The organism is Peribacillus sp. TH14 (assembly GCF_016651145.1).
Taxonomy (GTDB): Bacteria; Bacillota; Bacilli; order Bacillales; family DSM-1321; genus Peribacillus; species Peribacillus butanolivorans.
In genome coordinates, this window is the sequence record NZ_JAEKEK010000001.1 from 3,185,251 (window position 1) to 3,208,324 (window position 23,074).

Annotated in this window: 15 protein-coding genes and 3 pseudogenes; 14 read left to right on the forward strand and 4 right to left on the reverse strand. The window is 37.9% G+C overall.

Annotation, left to right across the window (positions count from 1 at the left end; all coding sequences use genetic code 11):
• Positions 1 to 158: 158 nt before the first annotated feature.
• Positions 159 to 1,820, reverse strand: a pseudogene (locus tag JFU50_RS15475) (ribonuclease J).
• Between the two features lie 425 nt (positions 1,821 to 2,245).
• On the opposite strand from JFU50_RS15475, the gene JFU50_RS15480 reads away from it, so the two are divergent.
• From JFU50_RS15480 to JFU50_RS15490, 3 genes are all read left to right on the forward strand, one after another.
• Entirely contained in the window at positions 2,246 to 2,902 is a 657-nt protein-coding gene (locus JFU50_RS15480; RefSeq protein ID WP_242489053.1) for a hypothetical protein, read from the forward strand.
• 292 nt (positions 2,903 to 3,194) lie between these two features.
• Positions 3,195 to 3,920: a sulfite exporter TauE/SafE family protein gene (locus JFU50_RS15485; protein WP_201223234.1), complete on the forward strand. Its 726-nt coding sequence runs from the start codon at positions 3,195 to 3,197 to the stop codon at positions 3,918 to 3,920.
• A 151-nt stretch (positions 3,921 to 4,071) separates the two neighbouring features.
• Positions 4,072 to 4,752, forward strand: a complete 681-nt coding sequence (locus JFU50_RS15490; RefSeq protein ID WP_201223235.1) for a hypothetical protein — start codon at positions 4,072 to 4,074, stop codon at positions 4,750 to 4,752.
• A 317-nt stretch (positions 4,753 to 5,069) separates the two neighbouring features.
• On the opposite strand, the gene JFU50_RS15495 is transcribed toward JFU50_RS15490, so the two are convergent.
• Complete coding sequence (locus JFU50_RS15495; RefSeq protein ID WP_201223238.1) at positions 5,070 to 5,981, reverse strand: TetR/AcrR family transcriptional regulator; 912 nt, start codon at positions 5,979 to 5,981, stop codon at positions 5,070 to 5,072.
• Between the two features lie 258 nt (positions 5,982 to 6,239).
• Here JFU50_RS15495 and JFU50_RS15500 point away from each other — a divergent pair, with 258 nt between their 5' ends.
• Positions 6,240 to 7,688 (forward strand): DHA2 family efflux MFS transporter permease subunit, encoded by a 1,449-nt coding sequence (locus JFU50_RS15500; protein WP_201225098.1) that lies wholly within the window; start codon positions 6,240 to 6,242, stop codon positions 7,686 to 7,688.
• A gap of 182 nt (positions 7,689 to 7,870) precedes the next feature.
• Here the strand turns inward: JFU50_RS15500 and JFU50_RS15505 are convergent, their stop codons facing one another.
• On the reverse strand, positions 7,871 to 9,874 hold the full coding sequence (locus tag JFU50_RS15505) for a YhgE/Pip domain-containing protein (protein WP_201223240.1): 2,004 nt from the start codon (positions 9,872 to 9,874) through the stop codon (positions 7,871 to 7,873).
• Positions 9,875 to 9,997: 123 nt separating this feature from the next.
• On the opposite strand from JFU50_RS15505, the gene JFU50_RS15510 reads away from it, so the two are divergent.
• The 6 genes and pseudogenes from JFU50_RS15510 (at position 9,998) to JFU50_RS15535 (ending at position 15,899) form a co-directional block, all read left to right on the forward strand.
• Positions 9,998 to 10,900, forward strand: a complete 903-nt coding sequence (locus JFU50_RS15510; RefSeq protein WP_057219855.1) for a LysR family transcriptional regulator — start codon at positions 9,998 to 10,000, stop codon at positions 10,898 to 10,900.
• Positions 10,901 to 11,252: 352 nt separating this feature from the next.
• Positions 11,253 to 12,245, forward strand: a complete 993-nt coding sequence (locus tag JFU50_RS15515; protein ID WP_201223242.1) for an ABC transporter substrate-binding protein — start codon at positions 11,253 to 11,255, stop codon at positions 12,243 to 12,245.
• A gap of 22 nt (positions 12,246 to 12,267) precedes the next feature.
• On the forward strand, positions 12,268 to 13,275 hold the full coding sequence (locus JFU50_RS15520) for a FecCD family ABC transporter permease (RefSeq protein WP_201186468.1): 1,008 nt from the start codon (positions 12,268 to 12,270) through the stop codon (positions 13,273 to 13,275).
• Between the two features lie 28 nt (positions 13,276 to 13,303).
• Positions 13,304 to 14,300 (forward strand): annotated as a pseudogene (locus JFU50_RS15525) (FecCD family ABC transporter permease).
• A 9-nt stretch (positions 14,301 to 14,309) separates the two neighbouring features.
• Positions 14,310 to 15,107, forward strand: coding sequence for an ABC transporter ATP-binding protein (locus JFU50_RS15530; protein ID WP_201186464.1), 798 nt, complete (start codon positions 14,310 to 14,312; stop codon positions 15,105 to 15,107).
• A gap of 3 nt (positions 15,108 to 15,110) precedes the next feature.
• Positions 15,111 to 15,899, forward strand: a complete 789-nt coding sequence (locus tag JFU50_RS15535) for an alpha/beta hydrolase (RefSeq protein ID WP_242485384.1) — start codon at positions 15,111 to 15,113, stop codon at positions 15,897 to 15,899.
• Positions 15,900 to 16,211: 312 nt separating this feature from the next.
• On the opposite strand, the pseudogene JFU50_RS15540 reads toward JFU50_RS15535, so the two are convergent.
• A pseudogene (locus JFU50_RS15540) lies at positions 16,212 to 16,755 on the reverse strand (ATP-binding protein).
• 253 nt (positions 16,756 to 17,008) lie between these two features.
• Here JFU50_RS15540 and JFU50_RS15545 point away from each other — a divergent pair.
• From JFU50_RS15545 to JFU50_RS31460, 4 genes are all read left to right on the forward strand, one after another.
• On the forward strand, positions 17,009 to 18,355 hold the full coding sequence (locus JFU50_RS15545) for a 3' terminal RNA ribose 2'-O-methyltransferase Hen1 (protein ID WP_201223244.1): 1,347 nt from the start codon (positions 17,009 to 17,011) through the stop codon (positions 18,353 to 18,355).
• 2 nt (positions 18,356 to 18,357) lie between these two features.
• Positions 18,358 to 20,949 carry a polynucleotide kinase-phosphatase gene (locus tag JFU50_RS15550; protein ID WP_201223246.1) on the forward strand — a complete coding sequence of 864 codons (2,592 nt, stop codon included), beginning with the start codon at positions 18,358 to 18,360 and terminating at the stop codon, positions 20,947 to 20,949.
• A gap of 197 nt (positions 20,950 to 21,146) precedes the next feature.
• The gene (locus JFU50_RS15555) at positions 21,147 to 21,845 is read left to right on the forward strand and encodes a polysaccharide deacetylase family protein (RefSeq protein ID WP_201223248.1); all 699 of its coding nucleotides are present in this window, start codon (positions 21,147 to 21,149) and stop codon (positions 21,843 to 21,845) included.
• 1,057 nt (positions 21,846 to 22,902) lie between these two features.
• Positions 22,903 to 23,034 (forward strand): hypothetical protein, encoded by a 132-nt coding sequence (locus JFU50_RS31460; RefSeq protein WP_274608350.1) that lies wholly within the window; start codon positions 22,903 to 22,905, stop codon positions 23,032 to 23,034.
• Positions 23,035 to 23,074 lie beyond the last annotated feature (40 nt).

Sequence of the window (23,074 nt, forward strand, 5' to 3'; positions counted from 1 at the left end):
TGGTTTTTGAAGGAGTTAGCGGATGGTAGAGGTATCTTTTTAACCAAATATCATAAAAACAGTTATGGTGGCAAAAGCAAGTAAATTAGAACTTGATTGAAAAAATGGAACTCGACTATATGAAGTCGAGTTCCATTTTTGTGGAGCTTCAATTGACGCTAAATTTCAATGATTATTGGAAGGATCATTGGTTTCTTCTTCGTTTGGTTATAGAGATATTGTCCTATTTCCTTCTTAATAGTTTGTTTAATGATATTCCAACGGTATATTTTATCACTTTGTAATTCGTTGACTGTTTTCGTGACAAGGCGATTTACCTGTCTAAGGAGATCTTCGGAATTTTGAATATATACAAATCCACGGGAAATGGTATCCGGTCCTGACACTATTTTTCTTTCCGTTTTGCTTAGTGTTATGACAATTACGAGCATCCCGTCTTCGGAAAGCTGCTTACGGTCCCGCAGTACGATTTCTCCAACATCACCAACGCCCATACCGTCAACAAAGGTATTGCCAGCAGGAACTTTTCTGGTTTGAAGGGCGACCGAGTTATCAATATCCACGACATCGCCATTATTGATAACGAAAATATTGTCCTTCTCTACCCCGACAGACTCAGCTAATATTCGATGTTGGTGCAACATCCTATATTCACCGTGAATGGGTATGAAATACTTAGGCTTCATCAGGGTAAGCATGAGTTTTAACTCTTCCTGGTAGGCATGTCCAGAAACATGCATGCCTGTTACACTTCCTGATCCGTAAATGACTTTTGCTCCCAGCTGAAACAAGTTGTCGATGATACGTGAAACATCCCGTTCATTTCCGGGGATTGGAGTGGAGGCAAGAATCACTGTATCATCAGGTAATATACTCATATCGCGATAATTCGAACTGGAAAGGCGAGACAGGGCAGCAAACGGTTCCCCTTGACTTCCTGTACATAATACCGCGACTCTTTCAGGAGCATAATTATCGACTTCATGTGCTTGGATCAGCATCCCATCTGGAATATCGAGGTACCCGCGCTCCATGGCAACAGATACGACGTTAACCATACTTCGTCCTAATAAGGCGAGTTTTCGGTTTGTCTTCCGGCAAGCGTTCACAACTTGTTGGACACGATTAACATTTGAAGCAAAGGTAGATAGAAAAACTTTCTGTTTAGCCTGCATAAAGGCCTCTTCAATATGGCTACCAACAAGATGCTCTGAAGGACTTGAGCCAGGGCGTTCAGCATTAGTACTTTCAGATAATAAAACCAAGACACCTTCACTCCCGATTCTGGCCATTTTATGAATATCAGGATATTGCTTATTCATAGGAGTTAAATCAAATTTGAAGTCCCCTGTGTGAACCACTGTACCTTCTGGGGTATGTATGGTGACTCCTAGACAGTCGGGTATACTATGATTAATCTAGATTTAAATTACCAAATTTAATCTTTGAATCAGAGTCAATCTGAATTAATTCAGTATCACCCAATAGTCTATGTTCTATTAATTTTAATTCAATTAAACCAAGTGTTAAACGTGTGGCATATATGGGTACATTTATTTTTTTTAAGATGTAGGGGATACCCCTATATGATCTTCATGCCCATGAGTCACAATTAAAGCGCGGATATTATTTATATTTTCCTGCAGAAATGTAATATCAGGAATAATTAAATCAACTCCTAATAAACTTTCATCTGGAAACTTTGCACCACAGTCGATAATAATAATATCGTTTGAATATTGGATCACATACATGTTTTTACCGATTTCATTTACTCCGCCTAAAGCTAGTATGGACAAAGCATTATCTTTCGTACTCATTTTTAGGCCCTCCTTTTATAGCAATAATGGTTAGTCTTTCCTTATGTATCCCGTATAATTACTGAGAATTGTTTTGTGAGGGAATTTAGGATTATGCTCCATTTTTAAAGTAGGGGACAAAATAGGCCTATTCATAAAATGACGAATAAATACAATGCATATAAACAACAAAAACAGATGGCTAGCTAAATCAGTTATTCCATCGAAACAGAAAATTAGCTTTTAGTCTACGATCTGTTAAGAAATGGCTTATTGAAGAATTTGTTGGAATGCCATAGACATGTTGAATCGCGGAGGAAAATTTCACTTCAAAAAGGGTTGCTTCGGCAACTTTTTTCGTATGCATCTGAAGAGACCTTTTGGGTATAAGGTTTGTTATAATAAGTTGAATCGTGTTGGAAAAGTTATAGAAATGAGGAAAAGATTTGAAAAAGGTATCACTTGTTATATTTTCTATTTTATTATTATTAGGGCTATTGGGTTGTGAAGCTGAGAACAAGAAAGCCAATTCTGAAGAAAAAACAGTCAAAGAAGATGAGGAAAAATCAATCAAAGAAGATGAAGAAGTTAAATCACTTTATACGATCGACAGTTATATGAAGTCAGTAGAAGAAAACCTTGAAGCAAAATCGGAAACATTAATCAGAAAAATGCAGGAGTTACATAAATACACCATTTACTCTAAAGTGGAATTATTGGATTTTGTAGCATTTGTAGATGACCCTTCAGAGTTTGACTTATCCATTACTATGTTCTCAATGGATAGACAAGCTAATGAAGTCTTTAATGAGGGTACGGATTCTACTATCTTTGCAGGTAGTCTGGATATGATTGAAAATGTAAGATACACCCACCTGTTAGGTAATCAAACAGATGACTTTTGGGATTTCTACGAAAAAAATGAAGAAGAACTTAACCTTGCAGAAAAACAAGCGTTTGCTACTTGGGTCGCAGATTGCTGGAAAAAAGCAGATGGACAATCAATCACATTGCCAGCCTACTTTTCTCTTCACGATGATTATGAATCCTTTGATTTAAAGAAAAATCAATGGGTTACAGATGATGAGAAATGGTCTTATTGATACATAAAAGGAAGGGCCTTCAATTATGAAGGTCTTTCTTGTTCATACATCGGTTACAAATACCAAAGTAAGCATGCCTATAGAAATGAAGCCTGAAAAATTGCACTATATAATGAAACTTTAGTTTTTGAGATGTTAATTCATATTGGGTTTGGGTTTATTGTTCCCCTCTAATTAAGATACATATATTGTAAGCTATTACCTAACGAGAGGGTATATGAAATTAGAAGAGAAAAAGAAAAAGTACAGCAAAGAAAAGAAGAGATAATTTTTAAAATAGGGGGTTTGTACTTTGGGGACTGCACTAATTTTCATATGCATTGTATTGGTGGCTTCTATACTGCAATCAAGTACAGGTTTTGGTTTTTCCATAATGGCGACACCTTTCTTACTAATGTTATTCCAACCGCAAGAAGCCATACAAATAAATATTATTTTATCTTTAGTTATTTCAATATCATTAATTTTGAAGATACGAAATGACATTGATTTTATACTATTAAAAAGATTTATATTAGGAAGTATAGTTGGCGTACCATTGGGTGTTTTAATCTTTGTTTCAATTAACATTAATGCTTTAAAATTAGGGATTAGCATACTACTTTTAATATTAACATTGTTACTGATAGGCAATTTTAGGGTTAAACCAACACAATTTAGGGATTTCATAGTTGGCGGGATATCAGGTGTTTTAACGACAAGTATCGGTATGCCTGGCCCTCCGTTATTGCTTTACTTTACAGGAACAGATACTGAAAAAGGAAAGTTAAGAGCAACTACCTTAGCATTTTATCTCTTTATTTATTTCATCAGTCTCATAACCCAAATAATCTTTACTGGAACCAACAAAGTAATATGGGAATCAAGTCTTTATGCAATTCCAATTGTATTTCTGGGTTTGTATATAGGTCAAATTATTTTCAAACGGCTAAACCAAAGGGTATTTAGAATATTTACATATATCCTTTTAATTTTTACAGGGATTTATCTTTTACTGGAAAGTTTAAAAGCGTTATAGAAGTAGGCGTCCTTATTTTTATACTAAATTTCATCTGGTAGAGTGATCGACACTTTTTTTATACATATGAGTTTGACAGGATTTTCCGATGTATAACAGCGAATATAATTAAGCGTAGTTTGTTCAGAGGAAGATAAAGAGGAGGGTTATGTTGACATCAAAACAAGAATTAGCTGTAATGAACAATGTTGTCTGGTGCGGAATTATAAGTAAACTTCATGGATGTCGAATTAGGAGTGGAAATAACCTCTGGGGTTTGGATAAAAAAGCTCCGACCTATTATCCCGATGTCATTACATTGAGTAATGATGTATGTAACGATGAATTCTTTAATTTTATAGAGGACTCACAAGCAGAGTTTATTAAAGACAGTTTTTCATCCTTAAAACTAGGAGATAACTTTGAACTTTTATATGAAGCCAGTTGGATTTACCATAAACCTGCAATTGTTGAAGATGTTGAAAAGGCAGCATACAGGAGAATCATCTCAGAAGAGGAACTTCAGTGCTGGACATCGGTTTCCGGTTTAAACGGCATTCTGTTACCGGATATCTTATTTCAGCCTGATGTTGTTGTATATGCAAAAGAAGGAGATGAAATAACTGCTGGTTTTATTGCTAATGGCAGTGGAGACACGATTGGCGTATCAAATGTTTTTTCCTCTGGAAATGCTGCTGCATCCATATGGAGAGATATTGTTCATGTAATCAGTCAAAATCATGTAGGCAAGCATTTAGTCGGTTATGAGCAGGATGAAAATCTTAGTGCAGCAGTGGCAGCGGGGTGGGAAAATGTTGGGTATCTGAGTGTATGGAGAAAACGGAATTTATAGCAAGTGGGTTACAGATGATGAAAACTGGTTTTAGTGATATCCACAACTGACCATTTTCCTTCACATGAATGCACAATTTCTGCACATGCAAAACACCTCCGATTTTTCGACCGTGGCCAGGAACAATTCAACCTTCAGAGAGATAATTCGTCCGTGGCCAGGAATAATACGACCTTCAGAGAGATAATTCGTCCGTCGTTACAAATAAATCGACTTTCCATCATTTCATAAATTAGAAAAAACAGTATGTGTTCAATAACATACTGTTTTTTCTTTGTCTTTAGTTTTTAGGTTAGCCCATTCATTTTCATCAGACTTTATATTTCTTGTTCTAATTGGCTCAAGCAGAAGTTGATATTTTCTTCGAAATTTTCAACATATTGCTGGGCAATTGTTGCGTATTGGGTTTTTAAGGTGTTCAGCAAACTTTCTATCAAAAATTGGCGTGGTTTGCTGGATTGCGTTATCTCTTCATGGATGAAATCAATCAGTTCAATTGCTTTGGCTCGATCTTCGCTGCAAGGTAGAGCTTTGTTTGTTGCTTTTTTCAATGCCAAGGTGGATTGCATCAGATCATTGTGGCTGGTATGAAGATTGCACCTGAAATTAGGAATCCATGTATCAATTAGCTCTGGGTCAAGAACCTGCTCTCCGCTTTCAGCTACCTCATTGACTATATGGACGATTCGGTTCATGCAGTAACGGATGACTTTTATTTCCGGAGAACTGATAGTTTTGGCTTTATAATTAAAATGATTCAAGTGGGTCGTCATCCCAAGAAAGAGAATGGCGCTATCTAACAGATACGGTTTTTTGCTTTCCCCAAATATATCGAGGAACCGACTATACACCCAGCGTATGCTTAATAATTGGATTCGGTTGATGAATTGTTTTAATTCATCGTCGTTAGACACACGCACTTCTTCGATCAGGATAAGTAATTTACTTTGTTTGTTCACCATCATATGCAGTTCCAACTGCTTAATAAAGATTTCAATATCGGCTAAATCTTGACCAATTAATAGTTCTTCACGGGCTTGGTGAATCTTCTTATGGTAGGAACGGAATATAGCTATAAATAATTCACCCTTCGAAGGGAAATAATTATAAAATGTACCCTTAGAAATGCCGCTGCCGTCTAAAATGTCCTGGATGGACGTGGCTTGATATCCTTTTTCAATAAACAGCTTATGAGCTGTATCGATGACATTCTGTCTTCGATTATTCATCAAATCACCTAATTTCCATTATACTGCCTGTATAAATGTAATCGTACTCTATTTTCTATTACAGTACAAACCCTTATTTAAACCAGTAAATTTTTATTGCAAAAATTGAACTAGAGGTATATTATAGATTTTATGCAGATTGGATTATACCAGTCGTACAATAAAATGAACTATTAGTTTGAATGGAGGAATAGATAAAAAGTGAGTACTGCTCAAATTACTGAAAAAAAGGGCTCATATGGTATCCTGATTATTTTAATGGTCGCGGCATTTATATCCATACTGAATTCGACCCTTTTGAATATTGCACTACCATCAATTAAAACAGACCTTGGAATTGAGACGTCTACGGTCCAATGGCTGACAACAGGATACATGCTGGTGAACGGAATCATGATTCCTACAACCGCCTTCTTAATAAGAAAATATTCGGTGCGTAATCTGTTCTTGACAGCCATGCTGTTATTTTCAATCGGGACGATTGTTGCAGGTGTAGCACACGTATTCCCGCTGTTATTAGGCGCGCGGATGGTTCAGGCTGCTGGTTCGGCGATTATGATGCCATTATTAATGAACGTTCTTTTAACTGCCTTCCCTGTTGAAAAACGCGGCTCGGCGATGGGATTGTTTGGTTTAGTCATGATGTTTGCTCCTGCTATCGGGCCGACGCTTTCAGGCTGGATTATCGAACACTATGATTGGAGAATGCTTTTCCACTTTATTACTCCTCTTGCTTTACTTATACTAATTTTTGGTTTCTTTAAACTTAAAGACAAGAAAGAAAAAGTTGATATCAAAATTGATATTCTATCTGTCATTTTATCAAGCTTAGGCTTTGGCGGCCTGTTGTATGGATTTAGCTCAGCAGGCAGCAAGGGCTGGGATAGCCCTTTGGTATACGGAACATTAATTGTTGGTGCCGTTTCACTGGTCCTTTTCATTACACGCCAGCTTAAAATGGAAACACCGATGCTTGAATTCAAGATTTTTAAACATCCAATGTTTGCTTTATCTGCAACCATTTCGATCGTACTAAATATGGCAATGTTTTCAGCGATGATCTTAATGCCGTTGTACACTCAAACGGTCCGAGGTATTTCCCCGTTCGATTCGGGATTATTGATGCTTCCAGGTGCTCTCTTAATGGCAATTATGTCACCAATAACAGGCAAACTCTTTGATAAGTTCGGAGCGCGTATTCTTGCTTCTCTTGGTTTGCTTATCACGGTGATTACGACGTATTTCTTCAGTAAGCTGACAATGGATACATCATATACACACATAGTACTATTGTTTTCAATCCGGTCATTCGGGTTGTCGATGGCAATGATGCCTATCATGACAAATGGTTTAAACTCGCTCCCAGCCCGTATGAATCCGCATGGTACAGCGATGAATAACACGCTGAACCAGGTTTCCGGAGCAATCGGTACAGCACTACTTGTTACGGTCATGTCTAACCGGTCAGCTTCGACTGGTGAGGATCTTATGACTAAAGCGATGAGCAAATTAACAGGTCAGCCTACTACTGAGATGATGAATCAAATGCAGGCCCAAATCGGGACGCAGGCCATGTTGGATGGAATTAACTTTTCCTTCTTTGTGTCTACCTTTATCGCAGCTGTGGCGCTGATTTTGGCATTATTCATTAAGCGTGCATGGCCGGCAAAAGATAAGCCAGCTGAAAAAGCTGATCAGACCGCTTAATCACAAGTAATGTCTGAATGACTAAATGGTGCAGTTAATAATTTTAGAATAGGTTATAGATTAAAGCATGGTCATAGCGGTTTTCTTTTCGGAATATGCTTGTGATCATGCTTTTTTTGCAAGTAAAAGCGGAGAGATAAAAAAGCAGTGCCATTTCTAATCGAATGGCACTGCTTTTTAGGTTATGACGCTATATCTTCTGAATTCACCTTTGCATGCTGGATATGACTCGTAATCCAGCCAATTACTGCTGCAGAAACGAGATAGGCGAGTAAAATCCAAATCTGGGTCTGTAAGTTTGACCAGCCGCCTAATGAAATGACTTCTTGTAGCTCCTGAAGGGAATGAGCCATAGGTAAAAATTGACCGATTTGTGTTAATAGCGACATTCCAAGTTCACCCGGGAATGTTCCACCGCAAGTAGCTAATTGAAATACAAGAAGGGTCACGGCTGCGAATTTGCCGACGACTCCGAATACGGTTACCAGCATAAGTATGAAAGTCATGAAGGTAAATGAAACGATGATGCTTGATAGAATAAATACAGGAACGCTAGCTACATGTAAATGGAATCCAAGGAGCACAACTGCATCCACGAGAAGTGCCTGAATCAAGCCGATTACATAAACTAGCCCTAATTTATTCGTAAAATGAACGGTTCCGGTAACCTTGAGATTCTGTCTGCGGCCTAGCGGCAGGATATTGGAAGCCATAATGCCGCCTACATAAAAGGCTAGAGACAGAAAGTAAGGAGCGATTCCGGTTCCATAGTTTGGAACTTCCGAAAGATTGGATTGGACCAATTGTACAGGTTCAGAGAACATCGAAGTGGTAGAATCGCTGTACTGAATGCTTGCTGTTTTATCCGCGGCGTCATTAAGTTTGGAAGATAACTTGTTTGAGCCCGTTTCTAGTGAAGCAAGTCCTTCCTGAAGTTCCGTTGATCCACTGGCTAGTTGACTGCTTCCGCCAGCAAGTGAAGTGATTCCGGTGTTTAGAGTGGAAAAGCCACTTGTCCATTTTGTAAATCCGTTTGTGAATTGGCTTGCTCCCTCGTTTAATTGCTTAGCACCTGAGGTAGCCTGCGCCATTTTATCACCAAACGTTTTCATACCAGCTTGCAGGGCGACTTGACCATCTGCCACTTTTTCCGCTCCTTGTCCCAGTTGTTTTTGCCCAGCGGTTAAAGTAGTGGCCGCATTGGATAATCCATCAGATAAGGCAAGGATTTGCTTGAAGTTTTGATCTTGCTTTGCTTCGGGATGACTTTGGGCATATGCATCCAATTGCTTCTTAAGGGTACTTGCTGTACTTTCCGCCTGTTCCTGTCCTTGAACCAATTTTGAATTGCCAGCTGACAAGTCTTTAACTCCCTTGCTCACCTTGTTCATACCATTTTCTAATGTTTGTTGTCCATCTGTTAGCTGTTTCATGCCGGTATACAAGGTCTGGGAACCTGATGTTAGACCTTCCGCACCAGTAGATAAGTCTTCTTGTCCGTCCGAAAGCTGGGTGCTTCCTGTACGTAACTTCTGGGCACCATCATTTAGTCTCTGAATTCCATCTGTTAATTTCTCACTGCCGCTTTTCGCATCGACAGTTCCTTGATGAAGCTCCTCGGCTCCATTTCCGGCGTCTGCTAAGCCTTTAGAAACATCTTGGAATTTGGAAAGGATGCCTTCTGAATAGCCTTTCGTGATGCTGGCATTGATTTTGGTGGTCATTTTTTCAACTGCAGTTGTACTAATTTGTGAGGCAACAAAGTTTTTACCCGGATTAATTTTATATAAAAGTTTAGCGGCTTCCGGTTTTTCATCCATTAAAGTGGTGACATTTTCAGAAAAATCATCTGGAATCGTGACAACCATATAGTAGGTACCCTCTTTAAGCCCTGTATCTGCCGCCTTTGCCGATACAAAGTGAAAGTCCAATTCTTTCTGCTTCTTCAATTGTTTAACAAAGTCATCTCCTGCCTCGATTGGCTTATCGTCCATTTCGGATCCTGTATCGAGGTTGACCACTGCAACAGGTAGCTGATCCAACTTACCGTAAGGATTCCAATACCCTGCTAAAAAGAAACCTGAGTAAATCAATGGAACGACTAAAAGAAAAATCAAGGCGATTCTTCCGTGTTTATGTTTCCACATTGCTTTTATGTCTTGAAGTACGAGTTGTAATCCTTTCATTAATGAGCCTGCCCTTTCTAACTAAATGAGATTATTTCATCATAAGGGCTTTTTTAAATACTGTATAATACATAATTAGTTATATAATAATAGATTTGAATCTATACGAAACGAGTGATAAAAATGGAAATATTACAGCTGCAGTATTTTCAAACCGTAGCACGCCTAGAACATATGACGAAGGCTGCGGAGCAACTTCAAATTGCTCAGCCGTCTCTCAGTAAAACCATTTCTCGTCTTGAAGAAGATTTGGGAGTGGCGTTGTTCGATCGGGAACATCGGAAAATAAGGTTGAATGCGGCCGGAAGGATATTCTTGAACCGTGTCGAACGAGCTTTTGCAGAATTAAATGAAGGAAGGCGCGAGATTGTGGAATTAGCGGACCAGGATCAAAAGAATATTACGTTGGCTGTTACCATTCCAAGAGTGCTGCCTGATTTGCTGGGGACATTTTTATCAGAATATCCAGATGTTCGTTTTCAACAATTTCTTAAATCTGTATCTTCCATGAAACAATTGCTTATTGAAGGGGAGATTGATTATTGCATTTCGTCCGTTCCGATTGAAGGCCCCGATATTAAGTGGGAACCGCTGATAACGGAAGAAATATTTTTGATTGTGCCTCCCGATCATCGACTAGCAGGGAGGGAGTGCATTCATCTTAATGAAGTGAAAGACGAAGCGTTCATTAGCATGAACACAGGTTTTGGATTCCGCAACTTAACGGATCAATTTTGCCAAGAAGCTGGATTTATTCAGAATATTGCATTTGAAGGTGATGAGCCGGCTGTTATCTCAGACCTTGTCAGAAGGGGCTTAGGTGTCGCTTTTGTATCAGAGTTAACTTGGCTGCACCAAACCGGGTCGCTGTCACATAAAATTCGAATAACAGAACCTGCTTGCCAAAGGACGATTGGATTGGGATGGTCGGAAAAGCGATACTTTACACCAGTTGCTAAGCAATTTCGCTTATTTGTCATGGATTATTTTTCTACTATCTCTAAGGAGCTTAAGGATTCACTGTAGATGAACACTAGCCTCTATATAGTTGATTATTTTTAGAGAAACTACATGTTAAGTGAAAAGAGAAGGTAGAAGGTGGTTTGCACAGCTAAGTAATTTACACACAAACAAACAAAAAAGAAGTGAAGATGTCATAACCTGATTGCATCTTCACTTCTTTTTGTTGTGACTTTTTATAATTTTATTACATGAAACAACGCCTTTAATACTTTTAGTTAAGTATTAGAATATTTATTTTTTCAAAATATAATTGCGGAACGGTCATCTTTAGATTATCATTGATATTGATAATCATTATCAATAAAAAGTTAGTTAGGCCTAATTCTATCATTTTATTAAGGAGAGAGATTTTACAATGACGAAGAAAAAGTATGGATTGATTGGGGCATCAACACTTTTAGCTTTAAGTTTGGCGGCATGTGGTGAACAGGAAGAGGAAGCAGCTACAACTTCGGTTACAACAGAGGAGACTGCAAGTACAGAGAAATCAGCACAAGGAGAAGATGCTACTGAACAAACAATTACATATCTTGGGGAAGATTATGTTTTACCAGCAAAAGTAAATAATATTGTTGCAGCAAGTCTTGAATCGATGGAGGATGCAGCGATTTTAGGTGTGAAGCCTGCCGGGGTATTAGCTATTGCAGATGCAATTCCAACTTATTTAGCAACTGACTTAGATGGTGCAGCATTAGTAGGGGATAAATTTGCCCCGAATAATGAAGCGATTTTAGCATTAGATCCGGATGTTATTTTAGGCTCATCTAAATTCACTGAGGATGTTTCGGAACAATTAAACAAAATAGAGACAATGATTCCATACTCTCATATTTCTACTAATTGGAAGGAGAATTTGCAGTTATTAGGTCAATTAACAGGGAAAGAATCAGAAGCGGATACCATCATTGCCGACTATGATACAAAGGCTGCTGAGGCGAAAGAGAAGATTGGGGAATCATTGAAAGATAAAACGATCTTAGTGCTGCGTATTCGTGCAGGAAGTGTTTGTGTATACCCAGCAGATGTATATTTAAATCCAGTTATTTATGAAGACTTAGGTGCAACAGTTCCAGAAATTATTACGCAAACAAAGGCACAGGCAGAGCTATCATTAGAAGCTTTAGCCGATATTAATCCAGATTATGTTTTCGTACAGTTTGATAAAAGTGAAAATACTGACAATCTAACTGCTCTTGATGATTTATTAGATAATCCAATTTTCAAAAACATCGAAGCAGTTAAAAACGATCAAGTATTTGTGAATGCAATTGACCCATTAGCACAAGGTGGAACAGCTTGGTCAAAAGTGAAATTCTTAGACGCTGCAATTGAAAACTTACTGAATTAAAAATAAGGTGCGATGAATTGAAATGAACAAAACAAATTGGATAGCTTCTATTATTCTTATAACTTCTCCACTGTTCATCGTACTGGCAATTGCTTTATCCGTCTTATATGGTGCAAAGGATATTGATGCATTAACTGTTTGGCATGCGATTACACAATTCGATAAGGGTAATGTTGACCACAATATTATCATAACATCGCGATTACCACGTGTAATCGCTGCTTTATGTGTTGGAGCATTTTTAGCTATTTCGGGTGCTGTGATGCAAGGTGTTACACGCAATTATCTTGCTGACCCATCGATAATGGGTGTAAATGACGGATCGGCATTTGTTATTACGCTGGCAATGGTATTTTTTCCTGGTCTACCGAATTATCAAATGATTTTATTATCAATGGTTGGTTCTGCTATTGGAGCAGGTTTAGTTTTCGGATTTGCTTCCCTTTTAAAAGACGGTTTCTCACCAGTTAGGCTAGCGATTATTGGAACAATTATTGGGACATTTTTAAGTAGTGTTGCCACAGCTGTTGCGATGTATTTTCAAGTTTCACAAAGCGTCAGCGTCTGGTATAACGCGAAAATACATACTGTGAATCCTGAAATGTTATGGCTTTCCATTCCTTTTGGTATATTGGGGCTTTTACTTGCTCTATGCATTGCTAAGTCAGTGACGATTTCCTCGTTAGGTGATGATATTGCAGTTGGTTTAGGGCAGCGAACAAAATGGGTGAAAATAATCAGTATGTTATCTGTTGTATGTTTGACTGGAACGGCGGTTGCACTAGTCGGGAAAATTGCTTTTGTTGGTTTAGTCATTCCACATCTTACACGTTTTATCGTCGGTATGGACTACCGTTTTGTTATCCCATGTTCGGCAGTAATAGGTGCCACCTTTCTAGCATTATGTGATGTAATCAGTCGATTTATTAATTTCCCGTTTGAAACGCCTATTGGTGTAGTAACAGTTATTATTGGTGTCCCTTTCTTTCTTTATTTAATTCGAACAAGAGGGGGAGAACGTCATGGGTAAAGGGGAATTAGGTCGTTTCATCACAACGATGTTCGTTTTTATAGGATTAACATGTATTGCCTTTTACTTTCATATTACCAACGGAGCATTTGATATGTCCGTAATGGATATTATAAAAACAATTCTTCGGATAGATATAAATGAAAAATATGATTTAGTTATTTTCGAATTTCGTTTGCCTCGTATTGTCATTGCGAGCATTGGTAGGGATTGGACTAGGTATAGCAGGTACTGTAATGCAAGGCGTAACGAGAAATGACTTAGCAGATCCAGGTATTTTAGGGATTAATGCAGGTGCTGGGGCAGCGATCGTTATTTTTATGTTCTTCTTTCAAATATCTTATAGTAATGGATTAGGAGATAGCTGGTTTTCTATTTTGATAATGCCACTTTTTGGCTTTGTTGGCGGGGCTGCAGCGGCGGGATTAATTTATCTTTTTTCATGGAGAAATGGCGTTTTAGATATGCAAAGACTCATTTTAACAGGGATTGCTATAAGCAGTGGTTTTGGTGCATTGTCACTATATATTTCACTGAAAATGAAAGCTCAGGATTATGAAATGGCGGCAGTTTGGAGCGCAGGTAGTATTTATAGTGCCAACTGGTCATTTGTTATTTCTATCATACCGTGGATTGCGATTTTGGGATTTGTAATATATAAAAAAAGTCACTTGCTCAATTATTTTCAATTAGAGGAATCTAGTGTAAAAAGCTTAGGGATAAGAGTCGAAAAAGAAAAATCCATTTTGCTGTTAAGCAGTATTGGAATTGTAAGTGCTTGTGTATCGGTATCAGGAAGTATTGGTTTTATCGGATTAATAGCACCGCATATTGCCAAAAGATTAGTCGGAATTAACCACCGCTATGTAGTTCCGACAAGTGCAGCTGTTGGCATGTTTTTACTTGTTTTTTCAGATTTTTTTGCAAAAACATTATTTGAGCCATCAGAGCTGCCTGTTGGAATTGTTGTATCCATTATTGGTATTCCGTACTTTTTATATTTATTAGCGAGATCTAGAGTATAGGAGGTCCCAATGACAAACGCTGTATTACGTGTAGAACAATTATGTTCTGGTTATGAGAAGCAAACCGTTTTCAAGAATTTGAGTACATCGATACAAGAAGGTAAAATTACTACCATTATCGGGCCAAATGGATGTGGGAAATCTACGCTATTAAAAACGGTGGGAAGAATCCTAAAACAAAAAAGTGGTAAAGTATTTTTGCAGGAACAAAATATGCAAGCAATCTCAACAAAAGAAATTGCCAAGCAGTTAGCACTGCTATCACAAAACCCTGAAGCTCCACCGCAATTAAAAGTGGAAGAGCTTATATCATATGGCCGTTTTCCGCACCGAAAAAGAGCAGGCACTCTTTCGAAAAGAGATTTAGAAGTCATTGAATGGGCGATGAAGATAACGAAGACGAGTGAATTTCGGTCAAGAGAAATCAATCAATTGTCAGGTGGACAACGACAGAAAGTTTGGCTTGCGATGGCTTTAGCACAAGAAACAGACATTTTGCTACTCGATGAGCCAACAACTTATTTAGATATGTCCCATCAGCTTGAAGTGCTGAAAATTGTGGATAAACTTAATAAAAAACATCATTGTACAGTCGTGATGGTTCTTCATGACATAAATCATGCAGCTCGGTTTTCAGATGAGCTTATTGCCATGAAGGATGGGGAAATTATTACTGTTGGAACACCGAAAGAGATTTTAACACAAGAAGTAATGAAACAAGTATTCCAGATTGATGCGAAAATTATGATCGATGAGGAAAATGGCTCACCAGTTTGCTATGGATATGAAACATTAATGGAGGAATGAGAGTTGGCTGATAAAATTCAGTTAGACGAAACAGAACTTTGGCAAATAGAATCAAAAATAATGGAATATACGTATGACGTGAAAGTATCTCTACCGAAAGTAGCCCCACCAGAAAAAGGATTTCCTGTTTATTATCTGTTGGATGGTCATGCGTATTTTCAATTTGGACGTGATGTTGTAAAGCTACAATCGAGAAATGCACCGAAAACATTTATTTCACCGGCCATCGTTATAGGGATTGGCCATCATGGAGTAAATGAAGAGGTAAACGAGCGAAGATTTTATGAATTCACTCCTCCAGCAGCACAATATATTTACCCAGAGCGACTAAAAGGAAGAGATATTGGGATACATGGTGGTGCTGAAAGATTTCTTGCTTTTTTGGAACAAGAATTAATGCCAGTAGTTACACAAAAATACCAAGTGGACGTAGAAAAACAGGCGTTATTTGGCCATTCGTTAGGAGGCTTGTTTGTACTTTGGACCTTATTTAAACGTCCAGACCTTTTTCAATATTATTTAGCATCGAGCCCTTCGATCTGGTGGAATGACCACGAGCTATTCACGTATGCAGAGCAATATTATAAGAACGCTGTAACACATGAGAATAGGAAGCTGTTAATCACTGTTGGAAGTGAAGAGACATTTATGGTGGATGATGCAAATCAATTATTTATTAGTTTGCAATCGATGGAACAATTAGAAGTAAAACTGTATATAGCACCGGAGGAAAATCACGCTTCAGTAGTGCCAACGATAATGAGTAGAGCATTTCGATATATCAATACGTAAGGAGGGGGCTATGGATACTATTAAGAGTTTATATGTATATCGGTGACGGATCCATTCGTTATAGGATTCTTTCTTCCTTACATATTTTCATATAGTATCAAATTTTTAGTCTCAGCCACAGTAAAGTGAATAAAGGCATTATGAAAAATAAAAATCCCCCTCTGTTAAGTAGATGGGGATTATTTGTTCAATTACAAGGATGATAGGACGAATTATCCTGCTCAACGGTCGAATTATCTTTCTGAAGGACGAATAAATGGCGCAAAGGCCGAATTATCCTGCAACGGTCGGATTATCTTTCTGAAGGACGAATTAATTCATTCGCAGATTTTGCACATACTCTAAAACAATTTCCACCCGTTCTTGAACTGTATAATCTCCTTCAATCCTTAATAAAGGACAAGTTAAGCCTGACATCCATTGTTCATGTGAATGCTTGCTCCTTACTTCCATTCCAACCTCGTCATATAGGGAGGCCCACTCTAAAAAGTTATTATATTGATCGAAATGGTCGCCTCCAACTAAAATTTCCTTGCCATACCTTTGTGCCTCTCTTTTCTGCAAGCATTTCTATTCTTATATTTTTTGGAATCCATAAAAATATAACTAAATCAAAATAACCTATAAATTCATCACCCCACCCGCATAACGAACCCGATAGTATCCAATCATCATAAGTTAATAAATCTTTTCGGAGTATTTGTTTTCTTTCTTTTACTTCTCTTTTTTCACTAAACTTATGCAGCCAGTAATAATCATCTGTATCAAAATGAACTGTCGATATGGAGTTTGATAATGCTTTTCCGAGAGTTGTAGTTCCTGAACCTGAAGCACCGATAATATGTATTTTTTTCATTCTTTTCTCTTCAACTCCGAATCTTTTTTATGATAGGTAATAAATATTCCATTATATAATAAAAGATTCCTTCCTCATGACCAGAGCCTATTTTTACATGCTTCTAAAAGATGCTCCCTATCAGAGTATAATGTCGTAGTTGAAGCTGATAAGTCTTCATTATGTGGTAATATTAGTTGTTATAATAGGAAATTAAGAAAGACTTTTACTTTAGCTTTTTTAATGAATGAAGTGTTTGAAAGGAGTGTTCCAAATGCAGTTAACGATTCAGGCTTCAGGCGACAATGTACAAGCTATATCTTATTTATTGTCTAAGAACCCGAGTAATTTATATGAGAGAAATCATAAAGGCCATTTAGTGCGCCTTTTTTATAGCAAGTTTACAGAAACAGAACTGGAAGCGACGATTTTTGTTACACCTGACCCGATCGAATTGGTAAAAGGCAATTCCAATTCCTATGACATTACTCATTACATAAATGATCGGGAGTTTGCGGTAAGCAGCATTTTTTGTTCATTGATTAGGTCTGCACTGGGGACAGCTTTGAACGGTCAGCCGAAGGAAGAGCATACAGAGTGGGTGAATCATCCGTTTTCGTTTCAGTTCGAGTTTGGCCCTGTGGTTTCTTCTCTTTCTGATAACCAATTAAAGGATTTATTTGAGCCGATTGGTTATGAAGTGATGATTACCCGTCCGGAAATTGAGTACTCTTTCCAAATTAAAGATAAAAGCTCGGCAAGATCCATTTCTTTAAAAGGAATGAAAACACTACAAGACGGGTTAAGGCATTTGTTTGTATTGATTCCGGTCATCGATAACTATAAGCACTACTACATTGATGAAAAAGAAATTGAAAAGCTTGAGAGATATGGAGACGGGTGGCTGAAGGATCATCCGATGCGAGATTATATCTATCGCCAATCACTTAGATTTAAGGAAGTATACAGCATCGTCGAGAACAGGAAACCTGAAGAGAAGAAGGAAGAAAAAGAAAGCAAGGTTCGGCTGAATGATCTTCGCTATGAAAAAATCGTTGATACAGTCAGTCAAATGAATCCAAGAAGCATCGTGGACTTCGGCTCTGGTGAAGGGAAACTTTCAGTACGCCTTGGTTTTGTAGAAGGGATAAAAGAAATCCTGGCTGTTGAGCCGTCCCAAACTGCTGCCATTAAAGCCTTAGGACGATTCGAGAAAGTGAAAAATAAAGAGAAATTTGTGGTTCCTGAAAAACTATGGGGCTCACTCTTCTACTATGATGAAAGATTAAAGAACAAGGATGTCATTATCTTGTGCGAAGTCATCGAGCATATCGACGAGTACCGTCTGCCTAAGGTGCTGGATACGATATTACATGACTATCAACCGAATGCCCTGATTATTACAACGCCAAACCGTGAATATAACGAGGTATACGATATGGAGGATGTTCTTCGACACAACGATCATCGTTTTGAGTGGACAAGAGCTGAATTTCGTCAGTGGTGTACAGAGCGAAATCACTCTGATATCTATAGCCTTAAATTTGAAGGAATTGGTGAAGAGCATGATACATATGGTTATCCGACACAAATGTGTGTGTTTGAAAGAAAGGAGGACTAACTATGCAAATCGTATTGCCCCATGCAGGAATTGTCTTGCTGATTGGACCATCCAATAGCGGTAAGTCAACATGGTTAAAAAGCATGATTGAAAAAGAAGAGATTCTGCCTTCAGAGGTCGTTAGTTCAGATGCCTTTCGGGTATTGGTGAGTGATATTGAATTTATTGATTGGCGGGGCAGACCAAAGGATGAAGCGGACAATCTGATGGATGAATACCAGTCCATTTCAGGCGAAGCATTTTCCATGATGGATTCCGTCATTGAAGCAAGATGCCGATTAAATAAATTAACCTTTATTGATGCGACCAATCTTCACCCAGATGATCGGAAAAGATATATCTCTTTAGCTCAAAAAAATAATGTCCCAATCCTATCGATTGTTCTGGATATACCTGAAGAGGATCTGCTTGTCAGAGATGAACAAAGAGAACATCCACGCGGAAAAAGACGTATTAAACAGCAATACCAGACGTTCAAAAGGGAAAAGCGCGTCCTAAAAAAAGAAGGGTATTCGTCTCTTTACACGTTAAAGGGAACAGAAGATATTCAGGTAAGCAGACGTACAAATCCAATTGAAAAAGACATCCAGAATGGGATCGACATCATTGGGGATATTCATGGCTGCTATAAGGAAATGATCCTCGTCCTTGAAAAACTAGGCTATCAAAAAAATGAGGAAGGCCTCTATCTTCACCCCGAAGGTCGGAAGTTTGTTTCCATTGGGGATGTCATGAGCAGAGGACCAGAGTCACTTAAAACGATGCTCTTTTTCTATGAACATGTTCAAAAGGACGTTGCCTATATGATTGACAGCAATCACGGCTGGAAAATTGCTAGATGGCTAGATGGAAGAGACGTAACATTAAATCATGGCGATGAAAAAGTGGAAGAAGAATTTAAAGCGTACGAAGAGGAGTTTGGAAGCGAAAAAGCAGAGGAAACGAAACAGACACTTAAAGAATTCCTCCTTCAAGCTCCTTCCCATTATGTATTTACCAAGAATGATGTACAGTCTTTAGTTTGTGTTCATGCCGGAATCAAAGATGCTTTCATCGGAAAGCAGTCTGAAGCTGTTCGTGACTTCTGCCGTTACGGTGATACGAATGGATTTGATGAAAAAGGAAAGCCAGTGCGTAAAGATTGGTATATTTCTCATAAGCAAAGCTCGCTGATTGTCTGGGGACATGATCCGAAGCCACAACCGCTGCTAATTAACAATACCATCAACATCGATCAAGGTGTTGTCTTTGGCGGAGCATTAACAGCTTTACGCTATCCGGAGGGAGAATTCATTTCGGTACAAGCGAGTCAAGATTTTTCAGGAGCCGATGACAATCCCCTAAGAGAATGGGAGAAAAACCGTTTGAATCCGCCGAATATTGGCAAGTTCATCAATGGGTATTCAGTATTGACAGAAAAAATGGGTGAGATTAAAATTCATCAGGATATTGTAAAGCCTGCGATTGATACGGTATCACATTTCACGATACCGATTGAACAATTAATCTATATCCCGCCTACAATGAGTCCAACACCAAGTCCCTCCTCTTTGGAAAATTATTTAGAGCATCCCAAAGAGGCAATCGATTATTACAGAAGCCATGGGATTCAAACCATGATTGCTGAAAAGAAACATATGGGGAGCCGGGCGATTCTTTTTCTATTTAAAGATACTGAAGCCGCTAAGAAGCATACAGGTATCGAATCTTTGGGAGTTATTTATACCAGAACGGGCAGACGTTTCTTTGACGTCGCGACGGAGGAAGAACTGGTCTTGAAAATCAATCAAGATTTGCATGAAAGCGGCTATTTTGAAAAGTACGATACGGACTATGTGCTCCTGGACGCTGAAATCATGCCCTGGAACCTGAAGGCAAAAGAGCTCATCAGCAGCCAATATGCCCACGTTTCTGAAAATGCGATTCTTGATCGAACGATGCTGAAGGAAAAAATAGCGGAAGCAGCTCGTGAGAATATGGAGTTAAAAGGATGGTTGGAAGAGTATGAGCAAAAACTTGAAAATGCCTATACTTTTAAAGAAGTCTTTCAAAAGTATTGCTGGGAGATTGAAGATATAAATTCTATACAAATCGCTCCATTCCACGTGCTTGCTCATAGCAATGAAACCTTTTTTGATCAGCCACATACATGGCATATGGAGATGAACAGGGAGTTTGCAATCCGTTCTAGTTTATTTATAGAAACGGAATACAAACTAATCACGAGTGAAGCAAGTGAAGAAGATGTCATTAAATGGTGGCAGGATATCACAAGCGAAGGCCATGAAGGCATTGTAATCAAGCCGGAATTCTACATTTCAAGAAATAAAGGCAAGCTATTGCAGCCCGCAATTAAAGTAAGGGGAAGAAAGTACCTTAACATTATTTATGGAATGGACTACTTGCTACCGAAAAATCTTGAGCGGCTGAAAAGCAGGAATACAGGCAAAAAGCAAAAACTAGCGCTGAGAGAATTTTCGCTGGGAATCGAAGGCATTCAAAGATATGTAAAAGGTGAATCGATAGAGAGAGTCCATGAATGTGTTCTAGGAACATTGGCCATGGAATCGGATCCTGTGGATCCCAGATTGTGATAGGTAAGTGGAAGTATGTTTTTCAGGTTCTTCGTTACTTAAGGAGTACTTGAGTTTAAAAAGAGGGGTTGCTCTGCGGCAACCTTTTTCTTTTTGAACTAAAGAAGGTTAGATATTAAAAATAGCTGTTTAAGTGGGGGAACGGTTTTTGTTATAATAAATAATTAAAAAAACTTTTAGAAAGAAAGGTTGTAATTATGAAAAAGAAATTAATATTTATTGGAATCGGAATACTGTTAGTTTTTATTCTATTATTTAGTACATATAAATTAATGAATTCTAGAACACACCAATTATTCGGAGGGTTAACAGCAAAAGTCGAGACAAATCAAAAAGTGGTTGCTCTAACTTTTGATGATGGTCCATCGAAGAATGTAAATCAGATTCTACCACTATTAGATAAATACAATGTAAAGGCTACATTCTTCCTAATCGGTAACGAAATAGAAAGATACCCAGAGGAAGCTAAAAAAATTGTAGAAGCAGGACATCAAATTGGAAATCATACCTATTCTCACAAGCGAATGGTTTTTAAATCGTCCTCCTATATCAAAGAGGAAATCGAGAAAACGGATAAATTAATTCAAAACTTCGGATATAAGGGTGAAATTGACGTTCGACCACCCAACGGAAAAAAACTTGTAGGCTTGCCTTATTACTTAAATAAAAATGATAGGGACACTATAACCTGGAATATTGAGCCAGATAGCTATTACAATTCTGCTTCTGACAAAGTAAATTATGTGAAGGATCATATTAAACCAGGTTCGATTATATTAATGCATCCCATGTATGATGATACGGGTAAAGAACTTCAAGCGATTGAAGGTGTATTAAAATTGTTATCAAACGAAGGATATACATTTGTAACTGTTAATGAGCTTCAGAGTTTTTAAGTTATATAGCTAATAGTGTATTTTTTACCACCTGAATGAACCACTTCAAAAATCAGGGTTGCTGCGGCAACCTTTTTATTATGGTTTCTGGGCAAGTTATATTTCAATATTCACAGAATAGTACAAAATGTGGGTGGCATATTGTTTCTTAACGGAATGAATCTGTATTGTTTATTCTAATTATTACTAATATCTACTATGGTTTGATTTTCCTATTCTTTAGTATAAATAAAGATTTGAAAATGGGGCTGGTTACTTTGTATCGGAATAAAAATGCCGCTCTAATCATTATTTTGTGTATCCTGTTACTCTTATTTCTTGTTGTGATCGTTTTCCGCCACATTACTATATACTTCGTGTATAGTTCAGGCATCGGACCTTTATTACTTAGGTAATAATTTTGACTATTGTTATTCTTTTTTTAAAAGGTTATAAGTAACCAGGATTTAATGGAGAAGAAGGTACTATCCATCAATAAGTGAGGTTGTCGCGGCAACCTTTTTGTTGTGTAACGAAAGAACCAGGTTAGTTACATTAAGACATCGACAAAAAGACACTTTATAAAGATGGCCGTGTAGTAGAAGAATAAGGGGTAAATCAGGTGAAATTTGTTCTTTAGTGGGATTTTTAAAAAAACATACTGAAATTAAATATATCTATATTTTTCTATAAATAACAAGTAAATACAGATATAATAGTAAATGGACAGCAATTTGGTATAGTGGGCAGCGGTGACTCCTTTAAGAAAGGGGGTGTCGCTGGTGATTTCTATAATGGACGGTTTGATGCTTATGATCTCATTCGCCTCTTTAATCGTCGCAGTAATCGCGGTTACATTAAAAAAGTAACCCCCTCCATACCATCCGGCCAGATGTATGTAGGAAAAGGGTTACTTTCTTGATCGAGTAGCTACTGACTTACCACAGAAAGCCGCTGCTCTTTATGCAGTTTGCTGTTCATTAAGACGCTGGTTTTTACCAGTGTCTTTTTTTATATATGATAGTTATCTTTATTATATCCTCATTTTACCTATACATTCAACTAAAAAACATGGCAAATGGAGTTAGGCCTAACTGTAACGGACATGAAGTTCAATTCATTTTCATTAAATCTTGAAGTTATTTCAAAGCAGATCTTGCGGAAAACGAAAGGCTTTGCCGCCGGTGCCCGTTATCCAAGCCGTATCTAGGAACTTGAAGGCTTGGTAAAATGACTGAAGTGAAATAAAA